This window comes from Kitasatospora paranensis, from assembly GCF_039544005.1.
Taxonomy (GTDB): domain Bacteria; phylum Actinomycetota; class Actinomycetes; order Streptomycetales; family Streptomycetaceae; genus Kitasatospora; species Kitasatospora paranensis.
On the sequence record NZ_BAABKV010000001.1, the window covers coordinates 2,646,319 to 2,672,352 of the forward strand.

General features: G+C 72.1%; 24 protein-coding genes, 5 pseudogenes and 1 riboswitch. Of the genes and pseudogenes, 14 read left to right on the plus strand and 15 right to left on the minus strand.

Translation table 11 applies throughout. The features are described 5' to 3' along the window. Position 1: 1 nt before the first annotated feature. Positions 2-119, minus strand: a riboswitch (SAM riboswitch). 120 nt (positions 120-239) lie between these two features. Continuing rightward, positions 240-1,316: an anthranilate phosphoribosyltransferase gene (gene trpD / locus ABEB13_RS12990; protein WP_345705635.1), complete on the minus strand. Its 1,077-nt coding sequence runs from the start codon at positions 1,314-1,316 to the stop codon at positions 240-242. 133 nt (positions 1,317-1,449) lie between these two features. Continuing rightward, complete coding sequence (locus ABEB13_RS12995; RefSeq protein ID WP_345705636.1) at positions 1,450-1,875, minus strand: response regulator; 426 nt, start codon at positions 1,873-1,875, stop codon at positions 1,450-1,452. Between the two features lie 337 nt (positions 1,876-2,212). Here ABEB13_RS12995 and ctaE point away from each other — a divergent pair, with 337 nt between their 5' ends. From ctaE to ABEB13_RS13020, 5 genes and pseudogenes are all read left to right on the plus strand, one after another. Continuing rightward, positions 2,213-2,833, plus strand: coding sequence for an aa3-type cytochrome oxidase subunit III (gene ctaE, locus ABEB13_RS13000; RefSeq protein WP_100890613.1), 621 nt, complete (start codon positions 2,213-2,215; stop codon positions 2,831-2,833). A 159-nt stretch (positions 2,834-2,992) separates the two neighbouring features. Then, positions 2,993-3,798 (plus strand): annotated as a pseudogene (qcrC, locus tag ABEB13_RS13005) (cytochrome bc1 complex diheme cytochrome c subunit). A gap of 8 nt (positions 3,799-3,806) precedes the next feature. After that, complete coding sequence (gene qcrA, locus ABEB13_RS13010; protein WP_345705637.1) at positions 3,807-4,859, plus strand: cytochrome bc1 complex Rieske iron-sulfur subunit; 1,053 nt, start codon at positions 3,807-3,809, stop codon at positions 4,857-4,859. After that, positions 4,856-6,513, plus strand: a pseudogene (gene qcrB, locus ABEB13_RS13015) (cytochrome bc1 complex cytochrome b subunit). The gene qcrA and the pseudogene qcrB overlap by 4 nt, the downstream one beginning before the upstream one ends. 76 nt (positions 6,514-6,589) lie before the next feature. Continuing rightward, the gene (locus ABEB13_RS13020; RefSeq protein WP_345705638.1) at positions 6,590-6,958 is read left to right on the plus strand and encodes a GntR family transcriptional regulator; all 369 of its coding nucleotides are present in this window, start codon (positions 6,590-6,592) and stop codon (positions 6,956-6,958) included. Here the strand turns inward: ABEB13_RS13020 and ABEB13_RS13025 are convergent. The 5 genes from ABEB13_RS13025 to ctaC all read right to left on the minus strand — a co-directional run bounded on the left by ABEB13_RS13025 (position 6,946) and on the right by ctaC (position 12,357). Then, positions 6,946-7,692, minus strand: a complete 747-nt coding sequence (locus ABEB13_RS13025; protein ID WP_345705639.1) for a dienelactone hydrolase family protein — start codon at positions 7,690-7,692, stop codon at positions 6,946-6,948. The genes ABEB13_RS13020 and ABEB13_RS13025 overlap by 13 nt on opposite strands. A gap of 137 nt (positions 7,693-7,829) precedes the next feature. After that, positions 7,830-9,095, minus strand: a complete 1,266-nt coding sequence (locus tag ABEB13_RS13030) for a L,D-transpeptidase (protein WP_345705640.1) — start codon at positions 9,093-9,095, stop codon at positions 7,830-7,832. Positions 9,096-9,308: 213 nt separating this feature from the next. Beyond that, positions 9,309-9,725 carry a cytochrome c oxidase subunit 4 gene (locus tag ABEB13_RS13035; protein ID WP_345705641.1) on the minus strand — a complete coding sequence of 139 codons (417 nt, stop codon included), beginning with the start codon at positions 9,723-9,725 and terminating at the stop codon, positions 9,309-9,311. After that, positions 9,725-11,503 carry an aa3-type cytochrome oxidase subunit I gene (gene ctaD / locus ABEB13_RS13040; protein ID WP_345705642.1) on the minus strand — a complete coding sequence of 593 codons (1,779 nt, stop codon included), beginning with the start codon at positions 11,501-11,503 and terminating at the stop codon, positions 9,725-9,727. The genes ABEB13_RS13035 and ctaD overlap by 1 nt, the downstream gene beginning before the upstream one ends. Beyond that, entirely contained in the window at positions 11,500-12,357 is an 858-nt protein-coding gene (ctaC, locus tag ABEB13_RS13045) for an aa3-type cytochrome oxidase subunit II (RefSeq protein ID WP_345705643.1), read from the minus strand. Before ctaC ends, ctaD begins: the two co-directional genes overlap by 4 nt. A 340-nt stretch (positions 12,358-12,697) precedes the next feature. On the opposite strand from ctaC, the gene ABEB13_RS13050 reads away from it, so the two are divergent. Further along, a complete protein-coding gene (locus ABEB13_RS13050) occupies positions 12,698-14,110 on the plus strand; it encodes a cysteine desulfurase/sulfurtransferase TusA family protein (protein WP_345705644.1) in 1,413 nt (470 codons plus the stop codon). Here the strand turns inward: ABEB13_RS13050 and ABEB13_RS13055 are convergent. After that, complete coding sequence (locus ABEB13_RS13055; protein WP_100890602.1) at positions 14,103-15,077, minus strand: carbohydrate kinase family protein; 975 nt, start codon at positions 15,075-15,077, stop codon at positions 14,103-14,105. The two genes, ABEB13_RS13050 and ABEB13_RS13055, sit on opposite strands and share 8 nt — an antisense overlap. Positions 15,078-15,303: 226 nt before the next feature. On the opposite strand from ABEB13_RS13055, the gene ABEB13_RS13060 reads away from it, so the two are divergent. Together ABEB13_RS13060 and ABEB13_RS13065 are read left to right on the plus strand one after the other, a co-directional pair. Continuing rightward, entirely contained in the window at positions 15,304-15,522 is a 219-nt protein-coding gene (locus ABEB13_RS13060; protein ID WP_345705645.1) for a hypothetical protein, read from the plus strand. Between the two features lie 349 nt (positions 15,523-15,871). Then, complete coding sequence (locus ABEB13_RS13065) at positions 15,872-16,192, plus strand: hypothetical protein (RefSeq protein ID WP_345705646.1); 321 nt, start codon at positions 15,872-15,874, stop codon at positions 16,190-16,192. An 80-nt stretch (positions 16,193-16,272) separates the two neighbouring features. Here the strand turns inward: ABEB13_RS13065 and ABEB13_RS13070 are convergent, their stop codons facing one another. Continuing rightward, a complete protein-coding gene (locus ABEB13_RS13070; protein ID WP_100890599.1) occupies positions 16,273-16,626 on the minus strand; it encodes a HesB/IscA family protein in 354 nt (117 codons plus the stop codon). Between the two features lie 158 nt (positions 16,627-16,784). On the opposite strand from ABEB13_RS13070, the gene ABEB13_RS13075 reads away from it, so the two are divergent. Continuing rightward, positions 16,785-17,726 (plus strand): GNAT family N-acetyltransferase, encoded by a 942-nt coding sequence (locus ABEB13_RS13075; RefSeq protein WP_345705647.1) that lies wholly within the window; start codon positions 16,785-16,787, stop codon positions 17,724-17,726. 34 nt (positions 17,727-17,760) lie between these two features. Here ABEB13_RS13075 and ABEB13_RS13080 read toward each other — a convergent pair whose 3' ends face one another. The 3 genes and pseudogenes from ABEB13_RS13080 to ABEB13_RS13090 all read right to left on the minus strand — a co-directional run bounded on the left by ABEB13_RS13080 (position 17,761) and on the right by ABEB13_RS13090 (position 20,801). Further along, on the minus strand, positions 17,761-19,128 hold the full coding sequence (locus ABEB13_RS13080; RefSeq protein ID WP_345705648.1) for a pyridoxal phosphate-dependent decarboxylase family protein: 1,368 nt from the start codon (positions 19,126-19,128) through the stop codon (positions 17,761-17,763). A 195-nt stretch (positions 19,129-19,323) separates the two neighbouring features. Then, positions 19,324-19,788: an Lrp/AsnC family transcriptional regulator gene (locus ABEB13_RS13085; protein ID WP_100890597.1), complete on the minus strand. Its 465-nt coding sequence runs from the start codon at positions 19,786-19,788 to the stop codon at positions 19,324-19,326. 90 nt (positions 19,789-19,878) lie between these two features. Then, positions 19,879-20,801: pseudogene (locus ABEB13_RS13090) on the minus strand (NADP-dependent oxidoreductase). Positions 20,802-21,016: 215 nt separating this feature from the next. Between ABEB13_RS13090 and nadA the strand changes: the two are divergent. Beyond that, complete coding sequence (gene nadA, locus ABEB13_RS13095) at positions 21,017-22,198, plus strand: quinolinate synthase NadA (protein ID WP_345705649.1); 1,182 nt, start codon at positions 21,017-21,019, stop codon at positions 22,196-22,198. A gap of 83 nt (positions 22,199-22,281) precedes the next feature. Here the strand turns inward: nadA and pspAA are convergent, their stop codons facing one another. Together pspAA and ABEB13_RS13105 are read right to left on the minus strand one after the other, a co-directional pair. Continuing rightward, positions 22,282-22,575: a PspA-associated protein PspAA gene (gene pspAA, locus ABEB13_RS13100; protein ID WP_100890595.1), complete on the minus strand. Its 294-nt coding sequence runs from the start codon at positions 22,573-22,575 to the stop codon at positions 22,282-22,284. 23 nt (positions 22,576-22,598) lie between these two features. Beyond that, positions 22,599-23,381, minus strand: coding sequence for a PspA/IM30 family protein (locus ABEB13_RS13105; protein ID WP_100890594.1), 783 nt, complete (start codon positions 23,379-23,381; stop codon positions 22,599-22,601). 286 nt (positions 23,382-23,667) lie between these two features. Between ABEB13_RS13105 and ABEB13_RS13110 the strand changes: the two genes are divergently transcribed. The 3 genes and pseudogenes from ABEB13_RS13110 (at position 23,668) to ABEB13_RS13120 (ending at position 25,140) form a co-directional block, all read left to right on the plus strand. Further along, on the plus strand, positions 23,668-24,264 hold the full coding sequence (locus ABEB13_RS13110) for a DUF3043 domain-containing protein (protein ID WP_345705650.1): 597 nt from the start codon (positions 23,668-23,670) through the stop codon (positions 24,262-24,264). Between the two features lie 136 nt (positions 24,265-24,400). Further along, positions 24,401-24,745, plus strand: a pseudogene (locus ABEB13_RS13115) (class I SAM-dependent methyltransferase); the annotation flags it as partial. Positions 24,746-24,807: 62 nt separating this feature from the next. Continuing rightward, the gene (locus ABEB13_RS13120) at positions 24,808-25,140 is read left to right on the plus strand and encodes a hypothetical protein (protein WP_345705651.1); all 333 of its coding nucleotides are present in this window, start codon (positions 24,808-24,810) and stop codon (positions 25,138-25,140) included. A gap of 17 nt (positions 25,141-25,157) precedes the next feature. On the opposite strand, the gene ABEB13_RS13125 is transcribed toward ABEB13_RS13120, so the two are convergent. Next, positions 25,158-25,358 carry a hypothetical protein gene (locus ABEB13_RS13125; protein WP_100890592.1) on the minus strand — a complete coding sequence of 67 codons (201 nt, stop codon included), beginning with the start codon at positions 25,356-25,358 and terminating at the stop codon, positions 25,158-25,160. Between the two features lie 122 nt (positions 25,359-25,480). On the opposite strand from ABEB13_RS13125, the pseudogene cobU reads away from it, so the two are divergent. Next, a pseudogene (gene cobU, locus ABEB13_RS13130) lies at positions 25,481-26,029 on the plus strand (bifunctional adenosylcobinamide kinase/adenosylcobinamide-phosphate guanylyltransferase); the annotation flags it as partial. Between the last annotated feature and the right edge of the window lie 5 nt (positions 26,030-26,034).

Here is a 26,034-nt window from a genome sequence, read left to right on the forward strand (position 1 = left end):
AAGTCCGCGCTTGCCTCGCGGACGGTCTGCCGCGCGGCCCGGTCCTCACCCAGGGCACCCCGCCACGGACGGAGGGTTGCCGGACAGCAAGCTGGGGCTTCGCGCTGTCACTCATGACCTGGCTCAGAAGCTACGTGGCGAGCCGACGGCGGGTCAAGCCCGCGTCCCGCCATCCGGACGCACCCGTGCCCCGGCGGTCGGCGGACCGCCGGGGCACGGGGCACGGGGCAACGCGGGTGTCAGGCGCGGGCCGTGGCCTCGGCCCAGCGCTTGAGGGTGGCCTCACCGGCGCCGGAGTCGATCGCGGCGGCGGCCCGCTCGATGCCGGCTGCGAGCTGCTCGGCCAGCGGTGCGTCGGTCGGGTCGAGGGCCGCCAGCGCGGAGGCGGTGTTGAGCAGGACGGCGTCCCGCACCGGGCCGCGCTCGCCGGCCAGCAGCCGGCGGGCGACCCCGGCGTTGTGCTCGGCGTCGGCGCCGCGCAGCGCCTCGATGCCGACCAGGTCGATGCCGACCTCGCGGGGGTCGAAGACCGTCTCGGTGACCCCGCCGTCCCGGACGATCCAGACGTGCGAGGTGGTGGAGATGGTGAGTTCGTCGAGGCCGTCGTCGCCGCGGAAGACCAGGGCACTCGCGCCGCGCCGGGCGAGCACGCCGGCGATCAGGCCGGCCAGCCGGGTGTCGAAGCAGCCGATCGCGTGGGCGGTGACCCTGGCCGGGTTGGTGAGCGGGCCGAGGATGTTGAAGGCGGTCGGCACGCCGAGGTCCCGGCGGGCCTCGGCGGCGTGACGCATCGCGGGGTGGAACTTGGCCGCGAAGCAGAAGGTCAGGCCGGTCTCCTCGGCGACCTCGGCGACCCTGCGGGCGCTGAGGTCGAGCCGGATGCCGAGCTTCTCCAGGACGTCGGAGGAGCCGCTGGCGGAGGAGGCGGCCCGGTTGCCGTGCTTGACCACCTTCGCCCCCGCGGCGGCCGCCACGATCGCCGACATGGTGGAGATGTTGACGGTCTTGGCGCGGTCGCCGCCGGTGCCGACGATGTCCACCGCGGGCCCGGGGATGTGCAGCGGCTCGGCGTGCGCGTACATCGCGTCGACCAGGCCGCTGATCTCGTCGACCGTCTCGCCCTTGGCCCGCAGCGCGATCATGAAGCCGGCCACCTGCACGGGGGTGGCCTCGCCCGCCATGATGCGGTCCATCGCCCAGGCGGTGTCGGCCTGCCCGAGGTCCTCGCCGTTCAGCAGCGCGGTCAGGACGTCCGGCCAGGTGCGGACCACCTGCACGGGGTCCTTGCCGCCGTTCGCAGGGTTCACGTTCACCATGGCCGACTCCAGCTCTCATCGGTAGTACGCCGAAAAAGGAACGGAGTCAGCCTAGCGAGCGGCGGGGGCGTACGCGCCCGTCCCGCCGCCGCTTCTCTCCTGCTGAGACGCCCCGCCGGGGCGGCCCCGGCGGTCAGTGGTGGACGGGTGTCCGCCGGGCCACCCGGGCGCGCAGCAGGGTGGCCGCGGCCTCGGCCAGCGCCACCGGGTCGACGGGCTGCGCGATGGCGGCGTCCGCGCGGCTCCAGGCGGCGAGCCAGGAGTCCTGCGGCCGGCCGATCAGCACCAGGACGGGCGGGCAGCCGTAGATCTCGTCCTTGAGCTGGCGGGTGAGGCCGAGGCCGCCGGCCGGGACGGCCTCGCCGTCCAGGACGCAGAGGTCGACGCCGCCCTTCTCCAGGGCGCGGAGCACCGCCGGGGTGGTGGCGCACTCGAGGTACTCGATCTCCGGGAGGTCGGCGGCGGGCCGGCGCCCGAGCGCCAGGGTGACCTGCTCGCGGGTGTTGCGGTCGTCGCTGTAGACGAGAACGGTGAGCTTCTCGTCGGTCGTGTGCGCCATGGGCCCTGCTCCCGGGTGCTCGTCCTCATATATGTGCCGCACCGAAAGGTGCCGCTCCGAACGGCCCAGTGTGATCCGGACCACGTTCACCTTCGGATGCTACTCCCGGACACCCGCCGCGGTGAGCCCCTGACGCGATCTCCCTCAAGCCGCCGCGCCCGAATCTCACCCTCCCGGGGGACCTTGCCTGACCCATACCGAACAACCGTCAGAAAACGGACACCCGGTCGGCCCCCTGGTCGGGGCGGCGCAGCTCCGGGGGCAGCCGGGCATACCGCACGCACCGGACACTCCGAGGAGTACCCCCGGCGTGAAGACGGAATAAGGGACCGACATAATGTCCGTCGTGGCGACAGCAACAGCAACAGAAACCGGACACGCGCACGGAGCGGTCAACAGGCCGAACCTGGTCAGCGTCGGAACCATCGTCTGGCTGAGCTCGGAGCTGATGTTCTTCGCGGCCCTGTTCGCGATGTACTTCACGCTCCGCTCGGTCAAGGGATCGGCGTTCTGGACCGAGAAGGCGGACGCCCTCAACGTGCCGTTCTCCTCGGTGAACACCACGATCCTGGTGCTCTCCTCCCTCACCTGCCAGCTCGGCGTCTTCGCCGCCGAGCGCGGTGACGTGAAGAAGCTCCGCTCGTGGTTCACGATCACCTTCGTGATGGGCTCGATCTTCATCGGCGGCCAGATCTTCGAGTACACCGAGCTGGTCAAGAACGACGGCCTCTCGCTCTCCTCGGACCCGTACGGCACGGTGTTCTACCTGACCACCGGCTTCCACGGCATGCACGTGACGGGTGGTCTGATCGCCTTCCTGCTGGTCCTGGGGCGGACGTACGCCGCCAAGCGGTTCACGCACGAGCAGGCCACCGCAGCGATCGTCGTGTCGTACTACTGGCACTTCGTCGACGTCGTGTGGATCGGCCTGTTCGCGACCATCTACCTGATCAAGTAAAGGCTGATCAGGTCGCTGGCCGCCGACCGGGAGCACACCCGCCCACCGGCGGACACCCGGCCGACCAGTCCGCGCCTCACCCGGGTACCGGCCCGAGCAGACCGGCCCCTCGGGCGCAGCCACCAGCCGACGACCAGATCCTGACACCGGGGTTAATCCGTGAAAAAGCTCTCCGCACGACGGCGCCACCCACTGGCGGCGCTGGTCGTCCTACTTCTCGCCCTGGCGGCCACCGGGGGCTGTACGCCGCGTTCGCGCCCGCCGAGAAGGCGCAGGCCGACACCTCCTCGCAGTCGCTGGCCATCGACGAGGGCAGGAAGCTCTTCGCCGTCGGCTGCTCCTCCTGCCACGGCCTGAACGGCCAGGGCGGCAGTGACGGCCCGAGCCTGGTCGGCGTCGGCTCCGCCGCGGTCGACTTCCAGGTCGGCACCGGCCGGATGCCCGCCCAGCAGAGCGGTGCCCAGGTGCCGGCGAAGAAGGTCATCTACTCCCAGGCCCAGATCGACCAGCTGGCCGCCTTCGTGGCCTCGCTCGGCCCCGGCCCGGTCGCCCCGGACGCGAAGCAGTACACCTCCACGGACCCGAACGACGTGTCCGCGGGCGGTCAGCTGTTCCGCACCAACTGCGCCCAGTGCCACAACTTCGCCGGCAAGGGCGGTGCCCTGACGCAGGGCAAGTACGCCCCGTCGCTGGAGGGCACCTCCGCGAAGCACATCTACGAGGCCATGCAGACCGGCCCGCAGAACATGCCCTCGTTCCCCGACACCACCATGCCGGAGGAGCAGAAGAAGCAGATCGTGGCCTTCGTCCGCCACACCAACGACGAGCCCAACCCCGGCGGCCTGGCCCTGGGCAGCCTCGGTCCGGTGACCGAGGGTCTGTTCGGCTGGATCTTCGCCCTCGGTGCGCTCATCGTGACCGCGATCTGGGTCGCCGCCCACACCACCAAGGCCAAGAAGTCATGAGCCACGAGATGTCTGACGAGAAGCTTCCGGAGTCGCACGGCTCCGAAGGGCACGAGGTCGCCGTTCACGGCGACCCGTTCGCCGACCCCGGGCTCCCCGCCCACGAGCCCCGCCGCACCGACATCGACGAGCGCGCCGCCAAGCGCGCCGAGCGGCAGGTCTCCCTGCTGTTCATCGTCTCGATGCTCGCGACCATCGGGTTCATCGCGTCGTACGTGATCTTCGACATCGACAAGATCATCTACGTCTTCCCGCTGGGCCACATCAGCGCGCTGAACTTCTCCCTGGGTCTGACCCTGGGCGTGGCGCTGTTCTGCATCGGCGCGGGCGCCGTCCACTGGGCGCGCACCCTGATGTCGGACCACGAGATCCCGGCCGAGCGCCACCCGATCGAGGCCGACGACGAGGTCCGCGCGGACGTCATCGAGCAGTTCAGGACGGGCGCCGCGGAGTCCGGCTTCGGCCGCCGCAAGATGCTCCGCAACACGCTGATCGGCTCGATGGCCCTGGTGCCGCTCTCCGGCGTCGTGCTGCTGCGCGACCTGGGCCCGCTGCCCGAGGACAAGCTGCAGCACACCGGCTGGATCGCGGCCACCCCGGCCAAGCCGATCCAGCTGATCAACATGAACACCAACGAGCCGATGAAGCCCGAGGACATCGTCACCGGCTCGCTGACGTTCGCCAAGCCCGAGGGTCTGGAGGAGTCCGAGGAGGGCTTCCAGGAGCAGATCGCGAAGGACGCCCTGATGATCGTCCGGATCGCTCCGGAGGACCTCAAGGACAAGACCTCCGCGGGCCTCGGCTTCGAGGGCATCCTCGCCTACTCGAAGATCTGCACCCACGTCGGCTGCCCGATCAGCCTGTACGAGCAGCAGACCCACCACGCGCTCTGCCCCTGTCACCAGTCGACCTTCGACCTGTCGGACGGCGCGCGCGTCATCTTCGGCCCGGCCGGGCACCCCCTGCCGCAGCTGAAGATCACCACTGACGAGAAGGGCTTCCTGGTCGCCACCGGCGACTTCGCGGAGCCCGTCGGCCCGAGCTTCTGGGAGCGCGCGTGAGTACCGCGAAGAGCGCCACCACTGGTGCCTCCAAGCCGGCCAGCACCCGTGCCAAGCCCGCGAACAAGTTCGAGGCGGCGGCTGACTGGACGGACGGACGGCTGGGGATCTACTCCCTCGCCAAGTCCAACCTGCGCAAGATCTTCCCGGACCACTGGTCCTTCATGCTGGGCGAGATCTGCCTCTACACCTTCATCATCATCATCCTGACCGGCGTCTACCTGACGCTGTTCTTCAAGCCGAGCATGGCGGAGGTCGTCTACCACGGCCCCTACGCCCCGCTCGACGGCATCCGGATGTCCGAGGCCTACGCCTCGACCATGGACATCAGCTTCGAGGTGCGCGGCGGTCTGCTGATCCGCCAGATCCACCACTGGGCCGCGATCGTCTTCGTGGCCGCGATGCTGGTGCACATGATGCGCGTCTTCTTCACCGGCGCCTTCCGCAAGCCCCGCGAGATCAACTGGATCTTCGGCGCCCTGCTGCTGTTCCTCGGCATGTTCGACGGGTTCATGGGCTACTCCTCCCCGACGACCTGCTGTCGGGCACCGGCATCCGGTTCATGGAGGGCGCGATCCTGGCCGTGCCGCTGGTCGGCACGTACATCCAGTTCTTCCTGTTCGGCGGTCAGTTCCCCGGCACCGACATCGTGCCGCGGTTCTTCACCATCCACGTGCTGCTGATCCCGGGCATCATGCTGGGCCTGCTGGTGGCCCACCTGATCCTGGTCTTCTACCACAAGCACACCCAGTTCGCGGGCCCCGGCCGCACCGAGCAGAACGTCGTGGGCATGCCGCTCATGCCGGTCTACATGGCCAAGGCCGGCGGCTTCTTCTTCCTGGTGTTCGGCGTCATCTCGGCCGCCTCGGCGATCGCGACCGTCAACCCGATCTGGGCGTACGGCCCGTACCGACCCGACCAGGTGTCCACCGACGCCCAGCCGGACTGGTACATGGGCTTCTCCGAGGGCCTGATCCGCATCATGCCGGGCTGGGAGATCCGCGCCTGGGGCCACACCCTGAACATGGGCGTGTTCGTCCCGCTGATGGTCTTCCCGCTCGTCCTGACCGCGATCTGGGTGTACCCGTTCATCGAGGCGTGGGTCACCGGCGACAAGCGCGAGCACCACATCGCCGACCGCCCGCGCAACGCCCCGGTCCGCACCGCCTTCGGTGCGGCCTGGATCAGCGAGTACGTGATCCTGCTGATCGGTGGTGGCAACGACCTGATCGCCACCCACCTGCACCTGTCGATCAACACGATCACCTACACCGTCCGGGTCGGCTTCTTCGTCCTGCCGGTCATCGTCTTCTTCGTGACCAAGCGCTGGTGCCTCGGCCTCCAGCGCCGCGACAAGGACAAGGTGCTGCACGGCCGCGAGAGCGGCATCATCAAGCGCCTGCCGCACGGTGAGTTCATCGAGGTCCACGAGCAGCTGCCGCAGGACAAGCTGTACAAGCTCACGGCGCACGAGCAGCACGCTCCGGCCGAGCTGCCGGCCGAGGTCGACGAGAACGGTGTGGCCCGCAAGGTCGGACCGATCGAGCGGACCCGCGCCAAGCTGTCCGAGGCGTACTTCGGCGAGGGCGGCCAGATCGCCAAGCCGACCGCCGAGGAGCACCACGAGATCACCAGCGGCCACGGCCACCACTGATCCGCAGCTGAACCGCCACGGCCCGAGGGCCCCTGCCGCACCGGCAGGGGCCCTCGGGCTTTGCCACAATGGCCCTGTGCAGCTGACCATCGATCACACCGCCGCCACTCCCCCGTACGAGCAGGTCCGGTCCCAGATCGCCGAGGGCGCCCGCAGCGGCGCCCTGCCGGTCGGGCTGAAGCTGCCGACCGTCCGGGCCCTCGCCGAGGAGCTCGGCCTGGCCGCGAACACCGTCGCCCGGGCCTACCGGGAGCTGGAGTCGGACGGCGTGGTGGAGACCCACGGCCGGCGCGGCACGCTGATCGCCGCCGTCGGCGACAGCGCCCACCGGCTGCTCGCCGCGGCCGCCGCCGAGTACGCCGAGCGGGCCCACCGGCTCGGCGTCACCCGGGAGGAGGCCGTGGCGGCCCTGCGCACCGCCCTGCAGGTCGCCTACGGCGCCTGACGGCCCGCCGGGTCGACGTACCGCTCCAGGGCGGCCAGGGTGCGCCCCCAGGCGTCGGCGGCGGCCTCGGCGTCGTAGGTCGCCGGGCGCTCGTCGCAGAAGAAGCCGTGCCCCACGCCCTGGTACGTCACCTGCTCGTACGCGGCGCCCGCCTCGGCCAGCCGCCGCCCGACCCGCTGCCACTCGTCGATCGGCATCACGAAGTCGTCCGCGCCGAAGAACCCGAGCAGGAAGCCGGTGTTGGCGGCGATCCCGTCGGCGTACCCGACCGGGGCGACGGGCTCGGCGACCGGCAGGCCGCCGTCCAGCAGCCAGCCGCCGTAGTAGCTGACCACCAGGTCGAAGCGGAGCCCGGTCGCGGCGAGCACCGCGAGGTGGCCGCCGAGGCTGAACCCGAGCGCCGCCACACCGCCCGTACCGGCGTGCCGCAGGGCCGCCGTCCGGGCCGCGGCCAGGTCGGCCAGCGCCTCGTCGCGCCGCAGCGCGGTCATGAGCTCGCGACCGCGGGCCCGGCCGGCCTCGTCGGCGTCGAGCCCGGTGCGACGGCCCTGCCGCCAGTACACGTCCGGGGCGAGGGCCGCGTACCCGGCCTCCGCGAGCCGGGCGCAGACGTCCTTCAGATGGCCGGTGACCCCGAACATCTCCCCCGTCACCACCACCGCGCCGCGCGGCTCCCGGCCGGCCGGGAGGGCAAGCCAGCCCTCCGGGCCGTCGCCCCCGTCAGTGCGATCCACTCCGCGACGACCTTCTCGTCACCGGACACCGAGCCACCCCCGTGCTCCGCGACCGCCACTGCGGCGGCCGTCCGTCGGTCGAACGCGCCCGGCCCCGTGCGGGTTCCCCCGTCGCGGGGCCGGGCCGCGGGTGGGGCTCACAGCTCCGGCTGGAGGTACCCGGCGTTCTGCGCGGCGGCGTCCGCGGTACCCGCGGTCGAGACCTGGCCGCCGACCGAGGAGTGCTTCACCCAGTCCGTCCAGGTGACGTTCCAGTCGCCGAAGCCGTTGCCGAACGGCTCCATCTCGTGGCCGAGGCTGTTGACCACCTGGACGATGTCGCCGACCCGGGTGTTGTCGAAGAACCACTTGGCGTTCTCGGTGCTCATGCCGGTGCAGCCGTGGCTGACGTTGGCGACACCCTGCGAGCCCACCGACCAGGGGGCCGCGTGCACGTACTCGCCGCTCCAGGTGACCCGGGTGGCCCACTGCACGTCCAGGTCGTACGAGTCGGCGCTGCCGGCGGCGATGCCGACCGTCTCGCCGCGCATCCGGACGTCGGCCTCCTGGCCGAGCACCACCTTGATGCCGTTGCGGGTGTCGAACCCGGGCTTGCCGGTGGTCACCGGGATGGTCTTGATCAGCTCGCCGTTGCGGCGGAAGGTGAGCTGGTGGGCGGCGGCGTCCACCACGGCCTCCACCCGGTCGCCGGTCTTCAGCGCCAGGGTCGCCGGGTCGCCGCCGTACAGGCCGTCGGATATCCGGGAGCCGGTGAGGTCGAAGGAGAGCTTCACCGTGGCGTTCGCCGGCCAGTAGTCCTTCGGGCGGAAGTGCAGGTTGCTGTCGTCCACCCAGTACCAGGCGCCGGTGACGGCGGGCGAGGAGGTGACGGTGAGTCCGCGCTCCACCTCCTGCCGGGCGGCCGCGTCCTTCACCGGGGCGGAGAGCTTGACGGTGAGCGGCTGGCCCACGCCGTACACGCCGCTGCCGGAGGAGTCCGGGCCGAGCTGCGCGGTCAGCAGGTTCTGCGCGGCCACCGTGCGGAACGAGGCGGTGGTCTGGCCGCGGCCGCCCTTGCCGTCGTCCGCGGCTATTCGGGCGGTGTAGGCGGTGCCGGCCCGCAGCCGCCCGGTGGTCTGCCAGCTGCGCTGGTCGTCCGCGAGGCGGCCGGCCACCTGCTTGCCGTCCGGGCCGCTCACCGTGACGTCGGTGAGCCGGCTGCCCGCCACCGCGGTCACCGTGAAGGGCTTGCCCGGATCGACCTGTCCGGCTGCCGACGTGTGCACCAGGGGCGCCGCGTCGACGGTGTGGGGCTGCGCGACCGCCGCGTCCGGACCTCCGGACGAACAGGCGGCGACCGGCGCCAGGATGATGAGGGCCGCTATGCCTGCCCTGCCGTGTATGAGCCTGCGACGTCCGTTCACCGGTGCCTCCGGGATCTCCCGACGATGTACCAGAGCCTAGGAACGGCGGGGACGCGTCGGCACGCCGGGAGGGCCGCCGGTTGGACCGGCCGGGTGAGCGCCCGGGGCCGCTCACGGAAGGTCATCGTCGGCGGCGGCAGGGCCGGGCGGGTGACACGACGAGGCCGGGGCCCCCTTGCGGGAGCCCCGGCCTCGGCTGCGGTGGTCCGGAACCTACTGGTTCTGGTCCTCGCCGCGGTAGAACTCGAAGACCCAGCCGTACAGGCCGATGAGGATGATCGGCAGGCCCCACCAGAGCAGCCACCAGCCGAAGATCACACCGAGGAAGGCGATCGCGCCGCCGACGGCGAGCGCGAGCGGCTGCCAGCTGTGCGGGGCGAAGAAGCCCACCTCGCCGGCGTCGTCGGCGACCTCGGCCTCGGGGTTGTCACCCGCGCCGCTGTCCACCCGGCGGGCGGTGAATGCGAGGTAGTACCCGATGAAGGCGCACAGGCCGAAGGCCAGGAAGAGGGCCGTGGTGCCGGCCGCCTCCGTGCCGTGGCTGCTGTGCGTCGTCCACAGGCCGTACACGACGGCCATGATCAGGATGAAGACGGCGAACCCGCCGAAGATCTTGCCCTGTTCCTTCATCAGGCGTCGCCCTCCTTCTTGGACTTGCCCAGCGACGGACGGTCGTACTGCGCGGGCGTGACGCCCTCGAAGTGCTTCGCCTGCTCGCCGTGGTTCTCCAGGTAGTCCAGGGCGGCGATCTCCGGGTAGTGGAGGTCGAACGCCGGGGATTCGGAGCGGATGCGCGGCAGGGTGAGGAAGTTGTGCCGCGGCGGCGGGCAGGAGGTCGCCCACTCCAGCGAGCGGCCGTAGCCCCACGGGTCGTCGACCTCGACCTTCTCGCCGTACTTGGCGGTCTTCCAGACGTTGTAGAGGAACGGCAGGATCGACAGGCCGAGCACGAAGGAGCCGATGGTGGAGACGGTGTTCAGGGTGGTGAAGCCGTCCGAGGCCAGGTAGTCGGCGTAGCGGCGGGGCATGCCCTCGGCGCCGAGCCAGTGCTGGACGAGGAAGGTGGCGTGGAAGCCGAAGAACAGCGTCCAGAAGGTGATCTTGCCGAGCCGCTCGTCGAGCATCTTGCCGGTCATCTTCGGCCACCAGAAGTGGAAGCCGGCGAACATCGCGAAGACGACGGTGCCGAAGACCACGTAGTGGAAGTGGGCGACGACGAAGTACGAGTCGGAGACGTGGAAGTCGATCGGCGGGGAGGCCAGCAGCACGCCGGTGAGGCCACCGAAGAGGAAGGTGACCAGGAAGCCGACCGTCCACAGCATCGGGGTCTCGAAGCTGAGCGAGCCCTTCCACATGGTGCCGACCCAGTTGAAGAACTTCACACCGGTCGGGACGGCGATCAGGAAGGTCATGAAGGAGAAGAACGGCAGCAGCACCTGGCCGGTGACGTACATGTGGTGCGCCCACACCGTCACGGACAGACCGGCGATCGCGATGGTGGCCGCGATGAGGCCGGAGTAGCCGAACATCGGCTTGCGGCTGAAGACCGGGATGATCTCCGACACGATGCCGAAGAACGGCAGCGCGATGATGTAGACCTCGGGATGGCCGAAGAACCAGAACAGGTGCTGCCACAGCATCGCTCCGCCGTTGGCGGGGTCGAAGACGTGGGCGCCGAACTTGCGGTCCGCCTCCAGGGCGAGCAGCGCGGCGGCCAGCACCGGGAAGGCCAGCAGGACCAGCACGGCGGTCAGCAGGACGTTCCAGACGAAGATCGACATCCGGAACATCGTCATGCCGGGCGCGCGCATGCAGATGATGGTGGTGATGAAGTTGACCGCACCGAGGATCGTGCCGAAGCCGGAGAGGGCCAGACCCATGATCCACATGTCGGCGCCGACGCCCGGCGAGCGGACGGCGTCGGAGAGCGGCGAGTAGGCGAACCAGCCGAAGTCGGCGGCGCCCTGCGGGGTGAGGAAGCCGCACACCGCGATGACCGAGCCGAACAGGTACAGCCAGTAGGCGAACATGTTCAGACGCGGGAACGCCACGTCGGGAGCGCCGATCTGGAGCGGCATGATCCAGTTCGCGAAGCCCGCGAAGAGCGGGGTGGCGAACATCAGCAGCATGATCGTGCCGTGCATGGTGAACGCCTGGTTGAACTGCTCGTTCGAGAGGATCTGCGTCCCCGGACGGGCCAGCTCGGCGCGCATGACCAGGGCGAGGATGCCACCGATCAGGAAGAAGGCGAACGACGTCGCCAGGTACATGGTGCCGATCGTCTTGTGGTCGGTGGTGGTCAACCACTTGATGATCTGGCTGCCCCGCTTGGCCCGGCGGGCACTGCTGCCGACCGTGACGGCCCCGGCGCCCCCGCCGGCCGCGGCGGGCTCGTTGAGGATGGTCACTTCTCTTCACTTCCCGTGCTCGGAATGATGCCGGAAGGCACGGCGCCGGACTGGCCCTTGGCGCGCAGCTCCTTGAGGTGCTGCTCGTACTCGTCGTGCGTCACGACCTTGACGTTGAAGAGCATCCGGGAGTGGTCCTGTCCGCAGAGCTCGGCGCACTTGCCGGCAAAGGTGCCGAAGGCGGTCGGGGTGACCTGGAACTTGTTCACCACGCCCGGCACGACGTCCATCTTCATCATGAAGTTGACGGGCCAGAAGTCGTGGATGACGTCGTTCGAGGTGAGGACGAACTCCACCGACTCGTTGATCGGCAGGTACAGCGTCGGCGGGTTCGCCGTGGTGCCGACCTCGTAGGCGGCGGTGCTGCTCGCCGGGTCCGGCTTCTCGGTGTTCTCGTAGTTGAACGCCCAGCTCCACTGGAAGCCGACCACGTTGACCACGTGCTGCGGCTTCGCGCTGACGGCGGTCAGCTTGGCCTCGTCGCGGGCGACGAAGTAGAAGAGGACCGAGACGATGACGAGGGGGACCGCGGTGTACAGCGCCTCGATGGGCACGTTGTACCGGGTCTGAGCCGGGACCTCCACCTTGGTGCGGCTACGCCGGTGGAAGATCACGCTCCAGAGGATCAGACCCCACATCAGTGCGCCCACTGCCAGCGCCGCGATCCACGAGCCCTGCCACATGTGGAGGACCAGCGGGCCTCCCGTGGTGACGGGGGTGGGGAGGCCAAGCCTGGGGAGGTCGTTGGCCGAGCAGCCGGTGGCGGTCGCGATGACGAGGCCCAGTGCCAGCGCCTGAGGCAGCTTCCGCCGCATCGTGCGCCGCGGCGAGCGGTCGGAGCCGTTGGGACTCACGTAGCGCCTTCCCGAAGTCTCGCCCGCGATCGCGTCACCCCCGGGAGTGCTCTACGCCTCCCCGGCGACCCGGCCACGGGCACGGTTTGAATGCTTATGCGGGCCAAACGCTACTCCATCCTTATGCGCCACTCACGAGCAGCCCCCGCTAACGCGCCGCCCGGCTACCCGATCAGCCCCGGTGGGGACTTCGCCGCAGGTCATGCCAGGCATTCGAGGGTCGCACGCCCGATCGGGGGACCTCACTACGACACGCGGGTGACGGATCGTCGGGACGGACGAATACGGCGAAATCGGACGACTCGCCGGGCTCGGCACGGTACGGGGATAGCGTGGGAGCGTGTCGTACTTCGATGTGGCCTCCACCGCACCCCTGCACCCCGTCGCCCGACAGGCGCTGACCGCGGCGCTCGACGAGGGCTGGGCCGACCCGGCCCGGCTGTACCGCTCGGGGCGGCAGGCCCGGATGCTGCTGGACGCGGCTCGCGAGACGGTCGCCGAGGTCCTCGGCGCCCGGGCCGACGAGATCGCGTTCACCGCCAGCGGCACCCAGGCGGTGCAGCTCGGCATGCTCGGCGCGCTCAAGGGCAACCGGCGGCGCGGCGGGCACCTCGTCCATTCGGCGGTCGAGCACTCCAGCGTGCTGCACGTCGCCGAACAGCACGAGGCCGCCGGCGGCGAGGTGTCGGTCGTGCCGGTCGACCGGCTCGGCCGGGTGAAGCCCACCCGGTTCGCCGAGCGGTTCGGGGACGGCACCGCGCTCGCCGTGCTGCAGACCGCCAATCACGAAGTGGGCACCGTGCAGCCGGTGGCGGAGGTCGCCGACCTGTGCGGCAGTGTCGGCATCCCGCTGCTGGTGGACGCCGCGCAGAGCGCCGGGCGGCTGCCGGTGCCCGGCGGCTGGTCGCTGCTGACCGCCTCCGCGCACAAGTGGGGCGGGCCGGCCGGGGTCGGCGTGCTCGCCGTCCGCAAGGGCGTGCGGTACGCCTCGCCGCTGCCCGCCGACGAACGCGAGCGCGGCCGGGTGCCCGGGTACGTCAACGTGCCGGCGATCGTGGCGGCCGCGGCCTCGCTGCGGGCCGTCCGGGCCGAGGCCGAGCAGGAGAACGCCCGGCTGCACGCCCTGGTGGAGCGGATCCGCGCCACCGTGCCGCAACTGGTGCCCGAGGTGGAGGTGGTCGGCGACCCGGTGCACCGGCTGCCGCACCTGGTCACCTTCTCCTGCCTCTACGTGGACGGCGAGGTGCTGCTCGGCGAGCTCGACCGGGCCGGCTTCGCGGTCTCCTCCGGCTCCTCGTGCACCTCCTCCACCCTGACGCCGAGCCATGTGCTGGCGGCGATGGGGGTGCTGACCGAGGGCAACGTCCGGGTCTCGCTGCCGTACGGCACGGACGAGGCCGACGTGACGCGGTTCCTGACCGTGCTGCCGGAGCTGGTCGCGGGGGTGCGGGCGCCGCTCGGGCTCGACCTGCGGGCACCCGCGGCGGCGGAGCCGGCCGCCCCGGACGAGGTGCCGGCCCTGGTCGTCGACGCGCTCGGCAAGCGGTGCCCGCTGCCGGTGATCGAGCTGGCCCGGCGGATCGGCGAGGTGGCGCCGGGCGGGACGGTCGCCGTGCTGGCCGACGACGAGGCGGCCCGGCTCGACATCCCCGCCTGGTGCGGGATGCGCGAGCAGGAGTACCTGGGCGAGGCCCCGGCCGCCGCGTACGGGCACGACCGGGGCACCGCCTACCTGGTGCGCCGGGTCAGCTGAGCTTGGCGCGGACCTCGGCCGCGGCCTCCTCGCCGTAGGCGGCCGCGAACCGGTCGCAGAAGTGGCCGCGGCGCAGCTCGTACTCCTGGGTGCCGACGGTCTCGATCACCAGGGTGGCGAGCATGCAGCCCAGCTGGGCGGCGCGCTCCAGGCCGAGGTCCCAGGACAGGCCGGCGAGGAAGCCGGCGCGGAAGCCGTCGCCGACGCCGGTCGGGTCGGCCTTGCGCTCCTCGGCGGGGCAGCCGACGGTGATCGCGGGCTCGCCCTTGCGCTCGATCCGCACGCCCTTGGCACCGAGCGTGGTGACCCGGGTGCCGACGCGCTCCAGCAGCTCCTCGGCGGCCCAGCCGGTCTTGGACTCGATGAGGGCGGCCTCGTACTCGTTGGTGAAGAGGTACGCGGCGCCGTCGACGATCTCGCGGATGTCGTCGCCCTCCAGGCGGGCGAGCTGCTGGGAGGGGTCGGCGGCGAAGGCGTAGCCGCGGGTGCGGCACTCCTGGGTGTGCCGGACCATCGCCTGCGGGTCGTCGGCGCCGATGAGGACGAGGTCCAGGCCGCCGACCCGGTCGGCGATCGGCTTGAGCTCGATGTTGCGGGCCTCGGCCATGGCGCCGGTGTAGAAGGACGCGATCTGGTTGTGGTCCAGGTCGGTGGTGCACATGAAGCGGGCGGTGTGCCGGGTCTCGGAGATGTGCACCGAGGCGGCGTCCACGCCGTTGCGCTCCAGCCAGCTGCGGTACTCGTCGAAGTCGGCGCCGGCCGCGCCGACCAGGATCGGCCGCAGGCCGAGGACGCCCATGCCGAAGGCGATGTTCGGGGCGACGCCGCCGCGGCGGATGTCGAGGGTGTCGACCAGGAACGAGAGCGAGACGGTGTGCAGCTGCTCGGCGACCAGCTGGTCGGCGAAGCGGCCCGGGAAGGTCGTCAGGTGGTCGGTGGCGATCGAGCCGGCGACGGCGATACGCACGGAGGTCTCCTCGGGTGGCCTGATGGCGGCCGGAAGCGGCGGTGGACCCACCCACGGTACAGGCCCGGGCCGGTCGGGACGGGCCCGACCCGAACAGGTACTACCCCGCGGTAGCCCTGGTGGGGCCCTCCCGGCGGCCTAGGGTCGCAGACACGGGGCCGGTGTGCCGGGCCCGCCCAGGCGCCGCGGCGACGCCGCCGCGGCCGGTGATCGGAGCGATGAACCGATGATGCCCTTGCAGCCCTCCGTCCGGATCCCGAGCCACCTGGTGGGCGACGCCGACCCGGACACCCTCGACGCGCTGGTCAGCTCCTCGCGCCGGCTCGGCCGGTTCTGGCCGCTGATCGCCGCCGGTCCGCAGCCGGCCGCGGCCGCGCCCGCCGGGGTGTCGGTGCCCTCGGGAGCGCAGCGGCTGGTGGCCGCGATGGCCGAGTACGGCGGCTGAGCCCGGCGGGAACCGGATTCCTCCGCGCCACGTCCAAGGGACGCAGCGCCGCCACCGGTGGCGGCGCTGAACCCTCGGGAGGAAGTCGCACCATGGACGCAAGGACCGCAGTCGTACCGTTCAGGACCGTGTTCCGGCGCCGGGCCGTCGGCTTCGCCGGGCTGGTGGTCGCCGCCGGCGCGGTGGCCGCGTGCGGGCCCACGGCCTCCCCGCGGCGGACGGCGCACCGTCGGGCGGCCCGTCCCCCAGTGCCAGTGCGTCGGCACCGGCGTCGCCGGGCTCGCCGAGCCCGTCCGCCTCCCCGACGGCGAGCCCCGAGCCGGGCTCGCCGACCGGCCCCGGGATAGCCGTGGGTGAGCCCGCGCCGACGGCGCGCCGGATGCCGGCGACCGGCTACTCGCTGCAGGACGGCACCCACCTGACCGTGTACTTCTTCGGCGGGGTGTGCGACCAGTACGGGCTGCGGGCGGACGAGTCGGTGACCGGGCAGGTCCGGGTCCAGGTCGTGATCACCAAGCCGGCGGGGCCGGGCAAGGCGTGCCCGCAGCTGGTGAAGCAGGAGTCGGTCTCCACCCAGCTGGCCAGGCCGCTGGACGGCCGCAAGGTGGTCGACCTGGGCTCGGGGACGACGCTCGGGGTGACGGGTGACATGCCGGGCGGTCCGCGCTGAGGCCGGGCCGGCAGCGCCGCTGACCGGGAACGCCGGAGGGCGGCCGCGGGGATCCCCGGGGCCGCCCTCCGCCGTACGTCCTAGCTGAACGAGTCGCCGCAGGCGCAGGAGCCCGTCGCGTTGGGGTTGTCGATCGTGAAGCCCTGCTTCTCGATGGTGTCGACGAAGTCGACGGTGGCGCCGCCGAGGTACGGGGCGCTCATGCGGTCGGTGACGACCTTGACGCCGCCGAAGTCCTTGACGACGTCGCCGTCCAGCGAGCGCTCGTCGAAGAACAGCTGGTAGCGCAGGCCGGAGCAGCCGCCGGGCTGCACGGCGACGCGCAGCGCGAGGTCGTCGCGGCCTTCCTGCTCGAGCAGGCCCTTGACCTTGCCTGCGGCGGCATCGGTGAGGAGGATGCCACTCTCGACGGTGGTCTCGTCCTGGACGGTCATGCTTACTCCCGGTCTGTGACGACTGTGTGCCGCCAGTGCAAACCAGCGGCCTCCCGGATTCATTTCCGGTCGGTGGTGGGTCCCGGGGGCGATTTCACCACCGCCCGTTCCCCTGCTCCACCCATGCTCGCACACCGGCGGGGCATGGTCGGCGTCCGATGTTCCCGATTCCGGTGACGGCCGGGACCGTCCCGGGCCAGGATGGACGGCGTGATCATCCGTCAGGTCCAGGACACCGCGGCGGACGCCGAGGCGGTGCACGAGGTCTCCAGGGCGGCGTTCCGGGCTCTCGCGACGTCCGTCGGGGAGCCCCTGCACCCGCCGCCCCCGCCGGGGGCGGTCCGCACGCGGTCGCCCGCCTGGCCCGGACAAGGCACCTGGCGCGGACGGACCCGGAGGGCTGCTGGCTGGCCGAGGACGGCGGCCGGGTGGTCGGGGCGGCGCTGTCGATGCGCCGCGAGGGCGTCTGGATCCTCGCGCTGTTCGCGGTCGAGCCCGGGCTGCAGGGCCGCGGGGTGGGCCGGCTGCTGCTGGAGCGGGCGGCCGCGCACGGGCGCGGCTGCCTGCGCGGCATGCTGTGCGCCTCGCCGTCGCCGGCGGCCGCCCGGCGCTACCGGCAGGCGGGGTTCACCCTGCACCCGACGATGCGGCTGACCGGCCGGGTGGACCGGGCCGGGCTGCTCGATCCGGGCGACATCCCGGTCCATCCGGGCGGCGCGGCCCAGTTCCACCTGCTGGACTCGGTGGACCGCCGGCTGCGCGGGGCGGCGCACGGGCCGGACCACGCCTTCCTGCTGGCGCACTGCGACGAACTGCTGATCGTGGACTCGCTCGCGGGCAGCGGCTACTGCTACCGGACGGGCGGCGAGGTGAAGCTGCTGGCGGCGACGTCCAAGCGGATCGCGGCCCGGCTGCTGCGGGAGGCGCTGGCCCGGGTGCCCGACGGCGAGGAGGCCCTGGTGGAGTTCCTCACCGCCGAGCAGGAGTGGGCGGTGGACGTCGGCCTGGAGGTCGGCCTGGCGCTGGGGACGCGCGGCTACCTGGCGGTGCGCGGGATGCGTCCGCCGGCGCCGTACGTCCCGCACCCGGGCTTCCTGTGAGGGAGGCCCGGGGGCCGGGCGGGCAGGCGGCCGGTCAGGCCATCGTGGCGAGGATCTCGTGGACCATCTCCATGGTGGTGCCGGGGTGCAGGAAAGCGAACCGGGCGACCGTCTCGCCGTCCCAGCCGGTGGGCGTGACGAAGCCGATCTGGTCGGCCAGCAGCTGCTGCGACCAGCGGTAGTAGTCGTCGTTGGTCCAGCCGGTGCGGCGGAAGCAGACCGCGGACAGCTGCGGGTCGTGCAGCAGTTCCAGGTGCTCGGTGTCGCGGATGACCTGGGCGGTGTCCCGGGCGAGCGTGAGGCCGGTCTCGATGGCGTCGGTGTACGCCTGGGTGCCGTGCACCGCGAGCGAGAACCACAGCGGCAGGCCGCGGGCGCGCCGGGTGAGGTGGTAGGCGTAGTCGGTGGGGTTCCACTCGTCGCCCTCGGTGTGCAGGACGTCCAGGTAGGACGCGTCCTGGGTGTGCACGGCGCGGGCGAGCTGCGGGTTGCGGTAGATCAGCGCGGCGCAGTCGAACGGGGCGAACAGCCACTTGTGCGGGTCGACGACGAACGAGTCGGCGTGCTCGATGCCGTTGTAGCGCTCGCGCACCGAGGGGGCGAACAGTCCGGCGCCGCCGTACGCGCCGTCGACGTGGAACCACAGACCGCGCTCGCGGGTGACCTCGGAGAGGCCCTGGAGGTCGTCGACGATGCCCTCGTTGGTGGTGCCGGCCGTGCCGACGACCGCGATGACGGTCTCCGGGTTCGGGTCGGCGGCGAGTGCGGCGCGCAGGGCCTCGCCGGTGAAGCGGCGGTCGACGGTCGGGACCTTGAACGCCTCGACGCCGATGATGTTGAAGGTGTTCTTGACCGAGGAGTGCACCTGGTCGGCGACGGCGATCCGCAGCCGGGTCTCCGGGCCGACGCCGAGCCTGCGGCGGGCGGTGTCGCGGGCGACGACCAGCGCGGAGAGGTTGCCGGCCGAGCCACCGGAGACGAAGGTGCCGCCCGCGCTCTGCGGCAGGCCCGCGCGGTCCGCTATCAGCCGCAGGACCTGGTTCTCGGCGGCGATCGCGCCGGCCGCCTCCAGCCAGGAGATGCCCTGCAGCGAGGCGCAGGAGACCACCATGTCGAAGAGCAGCGCGGCCTTGGTGGGGGCGCAGGGGATGAAGGAGAGGTAGCGCGGGCTGTCGGCCGAGATGACGGCCCGGGACAGCTCGTGGTCGTAGAGCTTGAGCACGTCGGCGGGGGCGTTGCCGTGCTCGTTCAGCAGGCCGGCCAGCCGGCCGCGCAGGTGCTCGCCGTCGCCGGGGTGGTCGAGCGGGACGGGGTCGTACTGCAGCCGCTCGCGCATGTAGTCGAAGACGAGCTCGACCAGCTGGTTGTCGGGCTTGTGCATGCGGTCGGGGGCTGCGGACACCGGGGTCCCTCTCGTTCGGGCTGCGGGCGTGAAGGCCGGTACCGGTGGGGCGTACGGGGCGTACCGGGCACGTTCAGCGTAGGCAGCGGCGCCGATCCGGCGCGCGTCGGAACGGGGCCGCGCGAGCAGGTTTCGGGCGTCTTCGCGGGGGTCGGCGCAGGTTTCCTGCGTGGCGGGCCGGGCGGCGGCGGACGGTCAGCCGATCAGCCGGGAGAGCACCACGGAGCTGCGGCTGCGCTGGACCCCGGGCTCCTTGCGGATCCGCTCGATGACGGCCTCCAGGTGGCGGGTGTCGGTGGCCCGCAGGTGCACCAGGGCGTCCGGGTCGCCGGTGACCGTCCAGGCGGCGGCGACCTCCGGGAACTTGCGCAGGCTGGCGAGCAGTTCCTCGGGGCTGGTGCGCTCGCGGCAGTACACCTCGACGAAGGCCTCGGTGTGCCAGTCCAGCAGGGCGGGGTCGAGCACCACGGTGAAGCCGCGGACGACGCCGCGGGCCCGCAGCCGGTCGATGCGGCGGCGGACGGCGGTGGCGGAGAGGTTGGCGAGCAGCCCGATCTCGGCGTACGAGGCCCGGCCGTCCTTGCTGAGGTGCTCCAGCAGCAGGCGGTCGGTCTCGTCCAGCGCCGCGCCGCCCTGGTCGGGCGCTCGGTGCGTGCTCATCGTGCTGCTCCACTGGGTTGTCGTCCGTCGGGCGGTGCGGCGTCGGGGGTGGGACGGGCGCACCGCCCCATTCTCGCGTGCCGGTCGATCTCAGCCCACCAGCAGCACGATCTTGCCTCGTGTTCTTCCCTCGGCGTTCAACGCCTGGGCGGAGGCGGCCTGGGCGAGCGGGAAGGTGGAGGCGACCGGGACGGTGAGCAGGCCGCGGTCGGCGAGGCCGGCCAGCGCCGCGAGGTCGGCGGCGTCGGGGCGCGCCCAGATGTAGCGGCCGCCGCGGGCGGTGACGGCGAAGTCGACGACGGAGGCGATCCGGGCGGGGTCGGCGACCAGCTGCACGGAGGTCTCGACCGCGTCGCCGCCGACCAGGTCGAGCGCGGCGTGCACGCCGTCGGGGGCGAGGGCGCGGACGCGGTCGGCCAGCCCGGGGCCGTGGGCGACCGGTTCGGCGCCGAGGGTGCGCAGCCAGGCGTGGTTGCGCTCCCCGCGGTGCCGATCACCCGGGCGCCGCGGGCGACCGCGAGCTGGACGGCGAGGCTCCCGACGCCGCCCGCGGCGGCGTGCACGAGCAGGGTCTCCCCCTCGGCGGGGTCGAGGGCGCGCAGGGCCTGGTAGGCGGTGAGCCCGGCGAGCGGGAGGCCGCCGGCCTGGGCCCAGTCGAGCGCGGCGGGCTTGCGGGCGAGGGTGCGGACGGGGGCGGCGACCAGTTCGGCGTAGGTGCCGTGTTCGACGGAGTCCCGGCGGACGAGGCCGATGACCTCGTCGCCGGGGGCGAACTCGGTGACGGCGCCGCCGACGGCCTGGACCTCGCCGGCCAGGTCCCAGCCCATGACGAGCGGGAAGCGGACGTCGAGCATGCCGTCGAGCCGGCCCTCGCGGACCTGCCAGTCGACGGGGTTGACGCCGGCAGCGCGGACCCGGACGAGCACGGAGTCGGGGCCGACCTTCGGGTCGGGCACCTCGGTGTACTCGACGACCTCGGGGCCGCCGTACTCCCTGATGACGATGGCTTTCATGGGGCAAGCCAACGCGATCGGCGGGTGATATCGATTCGGCCACGCCGGGAAGGCGCCGATCCGGCGAGCGGTTCTCGTCACATCGACAGGACGGACATCGTCAACCTGACGCTAACGGGTTATCATAGATAGTGTCAGATAGACGAGAAGGCCCCGGCGAAGCCGCCGACCGGCAGGGGCCGCACGAGATCGGCCTCACAGGAGGGCACCCGCCCGTGACCACGACCACCGAGACCTACGGCGTCGACCCCACCCCGTCGCCCCTGGCGCTGCTGCTGCTCGGGCGCGAGGCCGACCCGAACAGCGAGCGCGGCGTCGAGTGCCCCGGGGACCTGCCCGCCGCGTCCGACCCGGACCTGGTGGCGCGGGCCCGCGCCGCCAAGGCAGCCCTGGGCGACCGGGTGTTCATCCTCGGCCACCACTACCAGCGCGACGAGGTCATCGAGTTCGCCGACGTCACCGGCGACTCCTTCAAGCTGGCCCGGGACGCCGCGGCCCGCCCGGAGGCCGAGTTCATCGTCTTCTGCGGCGTGCACTTCATGGCGGAGTCGGCGGACATCCTGACCTCCGCCGCCCAGCAGGTCGTGCTGCCCGACCTCGCCGCCGGCTGCTCGATGGCCGACATGGCCACCGCGGAGCAGGTCGCCGAGTGCTGGGACGTGCTCACCGAGGCGGGCGTCGCCGACGCGACCGTGCCGGTCGCGTACATGAACTCCTCCGCCGACATCAAGGCCTTCACCGGCCGGCACGGCGGCACCATCTGCACCTCCTCCAACGCGAAGCGGGCGCTGGACTGGGCCTTCGAGCAGGGGCAGAAGGTGCTGTTCCTGCCGGACCAGCACCTCGGCCGCAACACCGCCGTGCTGGAGATGGGCATCACGCTCGACGAGTGCGTGCTCTACAACCCGCACAAGCCGAACGGCGGCCTGACCGCCGAGGAGCTGCGGAACGCGAAGATGATCCTGTGGCGCGGCCACTGCTCGGTGCACGGCCGCTTCACCGCGGAGTCGGTGAACGAGGTCCGCGAGCGGATCCCCGGCGTCACCGTGCTGGTGCACCCCGAGTGCCGGCACGAGGTCGTCACCGCGGCCGACCTGGTCGGCTCGACGGAGTACATCATCAAGGCGCTGGACGCGGCCGAGCCCGGTTCGAAGTGGGCGATCGGCACGGAGCTGAACCTGGTGCGCCGCCTCGCCAAGGCCCACCCGGACAAGGAGATCGTCTTCCTCGACCGCACGGTCTGCTTCTGCTCGACGATGAACCGCATCGACCTGCCGCACCTGGTCTGGGCGCTGGAGTCGCTGGTCGAGGGCCGGGTGCCGAACGTGATCACCGTCGACCCGGAGACCGAGAAGTACGCGAAGGCCGCGCTGGACCGGATGCTGGCGCTGCCGTAGCGGCCGCCCCGGGCAGCCGGGCCGCACGAACGCCCGAGGGCGGGCATCCCGTACGGGATGCCCGCCCTCGACGCGTCGCGCGCCTACTCCGGCAGGCCGGGGATGAGGCCGTCGCCCTCCGTCCGCAGCATCTCGCGGACTTCGTCGATCGTCGCCTCGCAGTCCGGGAGGATCAGGTCGGAGGGCTCCAGGGAGTCGTCCGGCAGCGGCGTGCCGAACTCCTTGACCGCGCCGAGCAGGCCTTCGAGGGCGGCCCGGAACCTCCCGTCGTCCCCCGAGTCCAGTGCCTTGAGGAGCTCGTCGTCGAGCTCGTTGAGCCGGTTCAGGTGGGCGTCGCCGACCTGGAACTGCCCCTCACCCATGACCCTCATGATCATGCCGACGCGTCTCCCTGTCCGGGTTACTTGTTGTAGTTGATCTTCGGCGAGTCCTGCTGGCCCTGCTCGATCGCCTGCGGCGCCGACTGCGGGGTACCGCCGGTCAGCTCGGCCTTCATCCGGGCGAGCTCCAGCTCGACGTCGCTGCCCCCGGCCACGCGCTCCAGCTCGGCCTCGATGTCGTCCTTGCGGCCGAGGCCGCTGGAGTCGTCGAGCGCGCCGGAGGCGAGCAGCTCGTCGATCGCCCCGGCCCGGGCCTGCATCTGCGCGGTCTTGTCCTCGGCCCGCTGGATGGCCAGGCCGACGTCGCCCATCTCCTCCGAGATGCCGGAGAAGGACTCCGCGATCCGGGTCTGCGCCTGGGCGGCGGTGTAGGTGGCCTTGATGGTCTCCTTCTTGGTACGGAAGGCGTCCACCTTGGCCTGCAGGCGCTGGGAGGCGAGCGTGAGCTTCTCCTCCTCGGCCTGGAGCTGCTGGTACTGCGTCTCCAGGTCGGTGATCTGGGACTGCAGGTTGGACTTGCGGGTCAGCGCCTCGCGGGCGAGGTCCTCGCGGCCGAGCGCGAGGGCCTTGCGGCCCTGCTCCTCGTACTTGGAGGACTGCTGCTGGAGCTGGGTCAGCTGGAGTTCCAGGCGCTTGCGGGAGGTGGCCACGTCGGCGACACCCCTGCGTACCTTCTGCAGCAGCTCCAGCTGCTTCTGGTAGGAGTAGTCGAGCGTCTCTCGCGGGTCCTCCGCACGGTCCAGGGCCTTGTTCGCCTTGGAGCGGAAGATCAGCCCCATACGCTTCATGATTCCGTCGCTCATGGGCCTCGGGTGCCCCCTTCTACGGGCCTGCGGATTCCGTCTCGTAACACGTTGAGTGTATGTGCAGCGAGCTGGTCGCCGCAGTGCACGAGCTGCAACAAGACTGCTACAGCGGCACACTGTCCGGCATCGTTCCTGGGGTGGATCCGACCCTGAGACCATGATCCGTCCCGGTGGGCGCCTCCCGTACGGGGACACGCCGTCCGGCGGACCCGCCGGACCATCGATATCTGTTCGGTGCCGACGGCACTGCGGAAAGCCCCCGGCCACCACGTACGCTGGGAGTGTGTTCCGACGCCGCTCAGATGAAGCCTCCTCCTCCGCCACGGTCCTGCTGACCAAGGAGGACGAGAAGACCCGTGACCCCCAGGCCAAGAAGGGCCGGCCCACCCCCAAGCGCAGCGAGGCCGAGGCCAACCGGCGCACCCGGGTGACCGTCCCCAAGGACCGCAAGGAGGCCTCCCGCCAGTCCCGCGACCGGCTGCGCGCCGCCCGCGAGAAGCAGCGCACCGCGCTGCTCGAGGGCGACGAGCGCTACCTGCCGGCCCGCGACAAGGGCCCGGTGCGGCGCTTCGCCCGCGACTACGTGGACTCCCGCTGGTCGCTGGCCGAGTTCTTCCTGCCGTACGCGGTGGTCGTGCTGGTGCTCAGCATCCTCAAGGTGCCCTCGCTCCAGCTGCTGTCGACCCTGCTGTTCCTGGTCTTCTTCGTGCTGGTGATCCTCGACTTCGCCCGCTTCGGCCTCGGCCTGCGCAAGGCGCTGCGGGTGCGCTTCCCGAACGACAACACCCGCGGGGCCGTCCCCTACGCGCTGATGCGCACCCTGCAGATGCGCCGGCTGCGGCTGCCCAAGCCGCAGGTGAAGCGGGGCGAGCGACCCTGACCGCGGAGCCGGTCCCGCCGCCCTGGGCCCAGCCGGTGCAGCCGGAGGGCCCGGGGCTCTACGCGCTCCCCTGGCAGGGCGCGGGCGACCACGACCGGCTGCCGGCCCGCGGCGGCGGACGGCACGCCGCCGGACCGTGGCCCGAGCGGCAGGGGGCCTGCACCGGCTCGTCCGCGACGAACTGGTCACCCGGCAGCTCGCCGAGCAGCTGGCCGGACGGACGGCCCTGCGGGTGCTGGACGTCGGCTGCGGCCCAGCCACCCAGACGGTGCGCCTGGCCCGGGCCGGGCACCTGGTCACCGGCGTCGACCCCGATCCGGTCACCCTGGGCGCCGCCCAGGCCGCCGTCGCGGCCGAACCGGCCGAGGTGCGGCAGCGGATCCGGCTGCTCGGCGGCGACGGCCACGCCTGCGGGCGCTGGTTCGAGCCGCGCTCCTTCGACGCCGTGCTCTGCCACGGCGTCCTGCAGTACCTGCCCGACCCTGACGCCCTGCTGGCCTCGCTGGCCCGGGTGCTGGACGTCGGCGGGGTGCTCTCCTACTGGTGCGCAACGCCGAGGCGCTGGCCATGCGGCCCGCCCTGGGCGGCGACTGGCGCACCGCGCTGGCGTCCTTCGACACCCGCCGCTACACCGACCGGTACGGCGTCCCGGCCCGGGCCGAACGCCTCGCGGACCTCGCCACCACCCTCTCCGGGCTGTCGGTGCCGATGCGCACCTGGTACGGCGTACGGGTCTTCACCGACGCCGCCGCGGACGGGGCGGTCCCGGTGGACGGACGCCAGCTGGCCCAGCTGCTGGACGCCGAGGAGCAGGCCGGCCGCCGGGATCCGTACCGGCAGGTCGCGGCGCTGCTCCACGTCGTCGGGGCGAAGTAGCCCCGCTCCGTCCGGACCTACTCGGCGTGCAGGCTCATCGTGTAGATCTCACGGTCGTCGTCGAGCAGGACCGCGCGGTCCGCCCCGTCCGCCAGCAGCTGCTTCCAGCTCTCGCCGATCCACGACTCCGCGTCCCCCTGGCCGGGGAACTCCTCCCGGCCGCCGGGCTGCTCGACCTGGGTGCCGTCCTCCCGCTCCAACCGCCACGTCCACACCATGTGCCGGACTCCTCCCGCTCCGTGACCTCGCTGTCGTGCGCACACTAGCGTGCCCGCCCGGCGGCTCCCCAAGCCTGAACCGCCGATCGGCCTGGGGCAGGATGGCCCGCATGGCACTCCCCCGCACCCTGATCCTCGGCGGCGCCCGCTCCGGCAAGTCCACCCGGGCCGAGCAGCTGCTCGGGTCCTTCGACGACGTCCTGTACGTCGCGACCGGCGGCACCCGCGACGGCGACCCGGAGTGGGCGGACCGCGTCCGGCTGCACCGCGAGCGGCGGCCCGGCAGCTGGCGGACGGCGGAGACCTGCGACCTGGAGGCGGTGCTCGCCGACCGGGCGGACACCGCCCCGGTGCTGGTCGACTGCCTGGCGCTCTGGCTCACCTCCGTCATGGACGCGTGCGGCGCCTGGGACGACGACACCTGGCTCGGCGGCGGCGAGCGGGCCGTGCAGGCCCGCTGCGACGCCCTCGCCGCCGCCTGGCGGGCGAGCGGACGGCAGCTCGTCGCGGTCTCCAACGAGGTCGGCATGGGCGTGGTGCCCGCCACCGCCTCCGGGCGGCGCTTCCGGGACACCCTCGGACGGCTGAACATGGCCGTCGCCGAGGCCTCCGAGCAGGTCCTGCTGGTGGTCGCCGGACAGGTGCTGACCATCAAAGCCGCCGCCGTGTAGCCTTC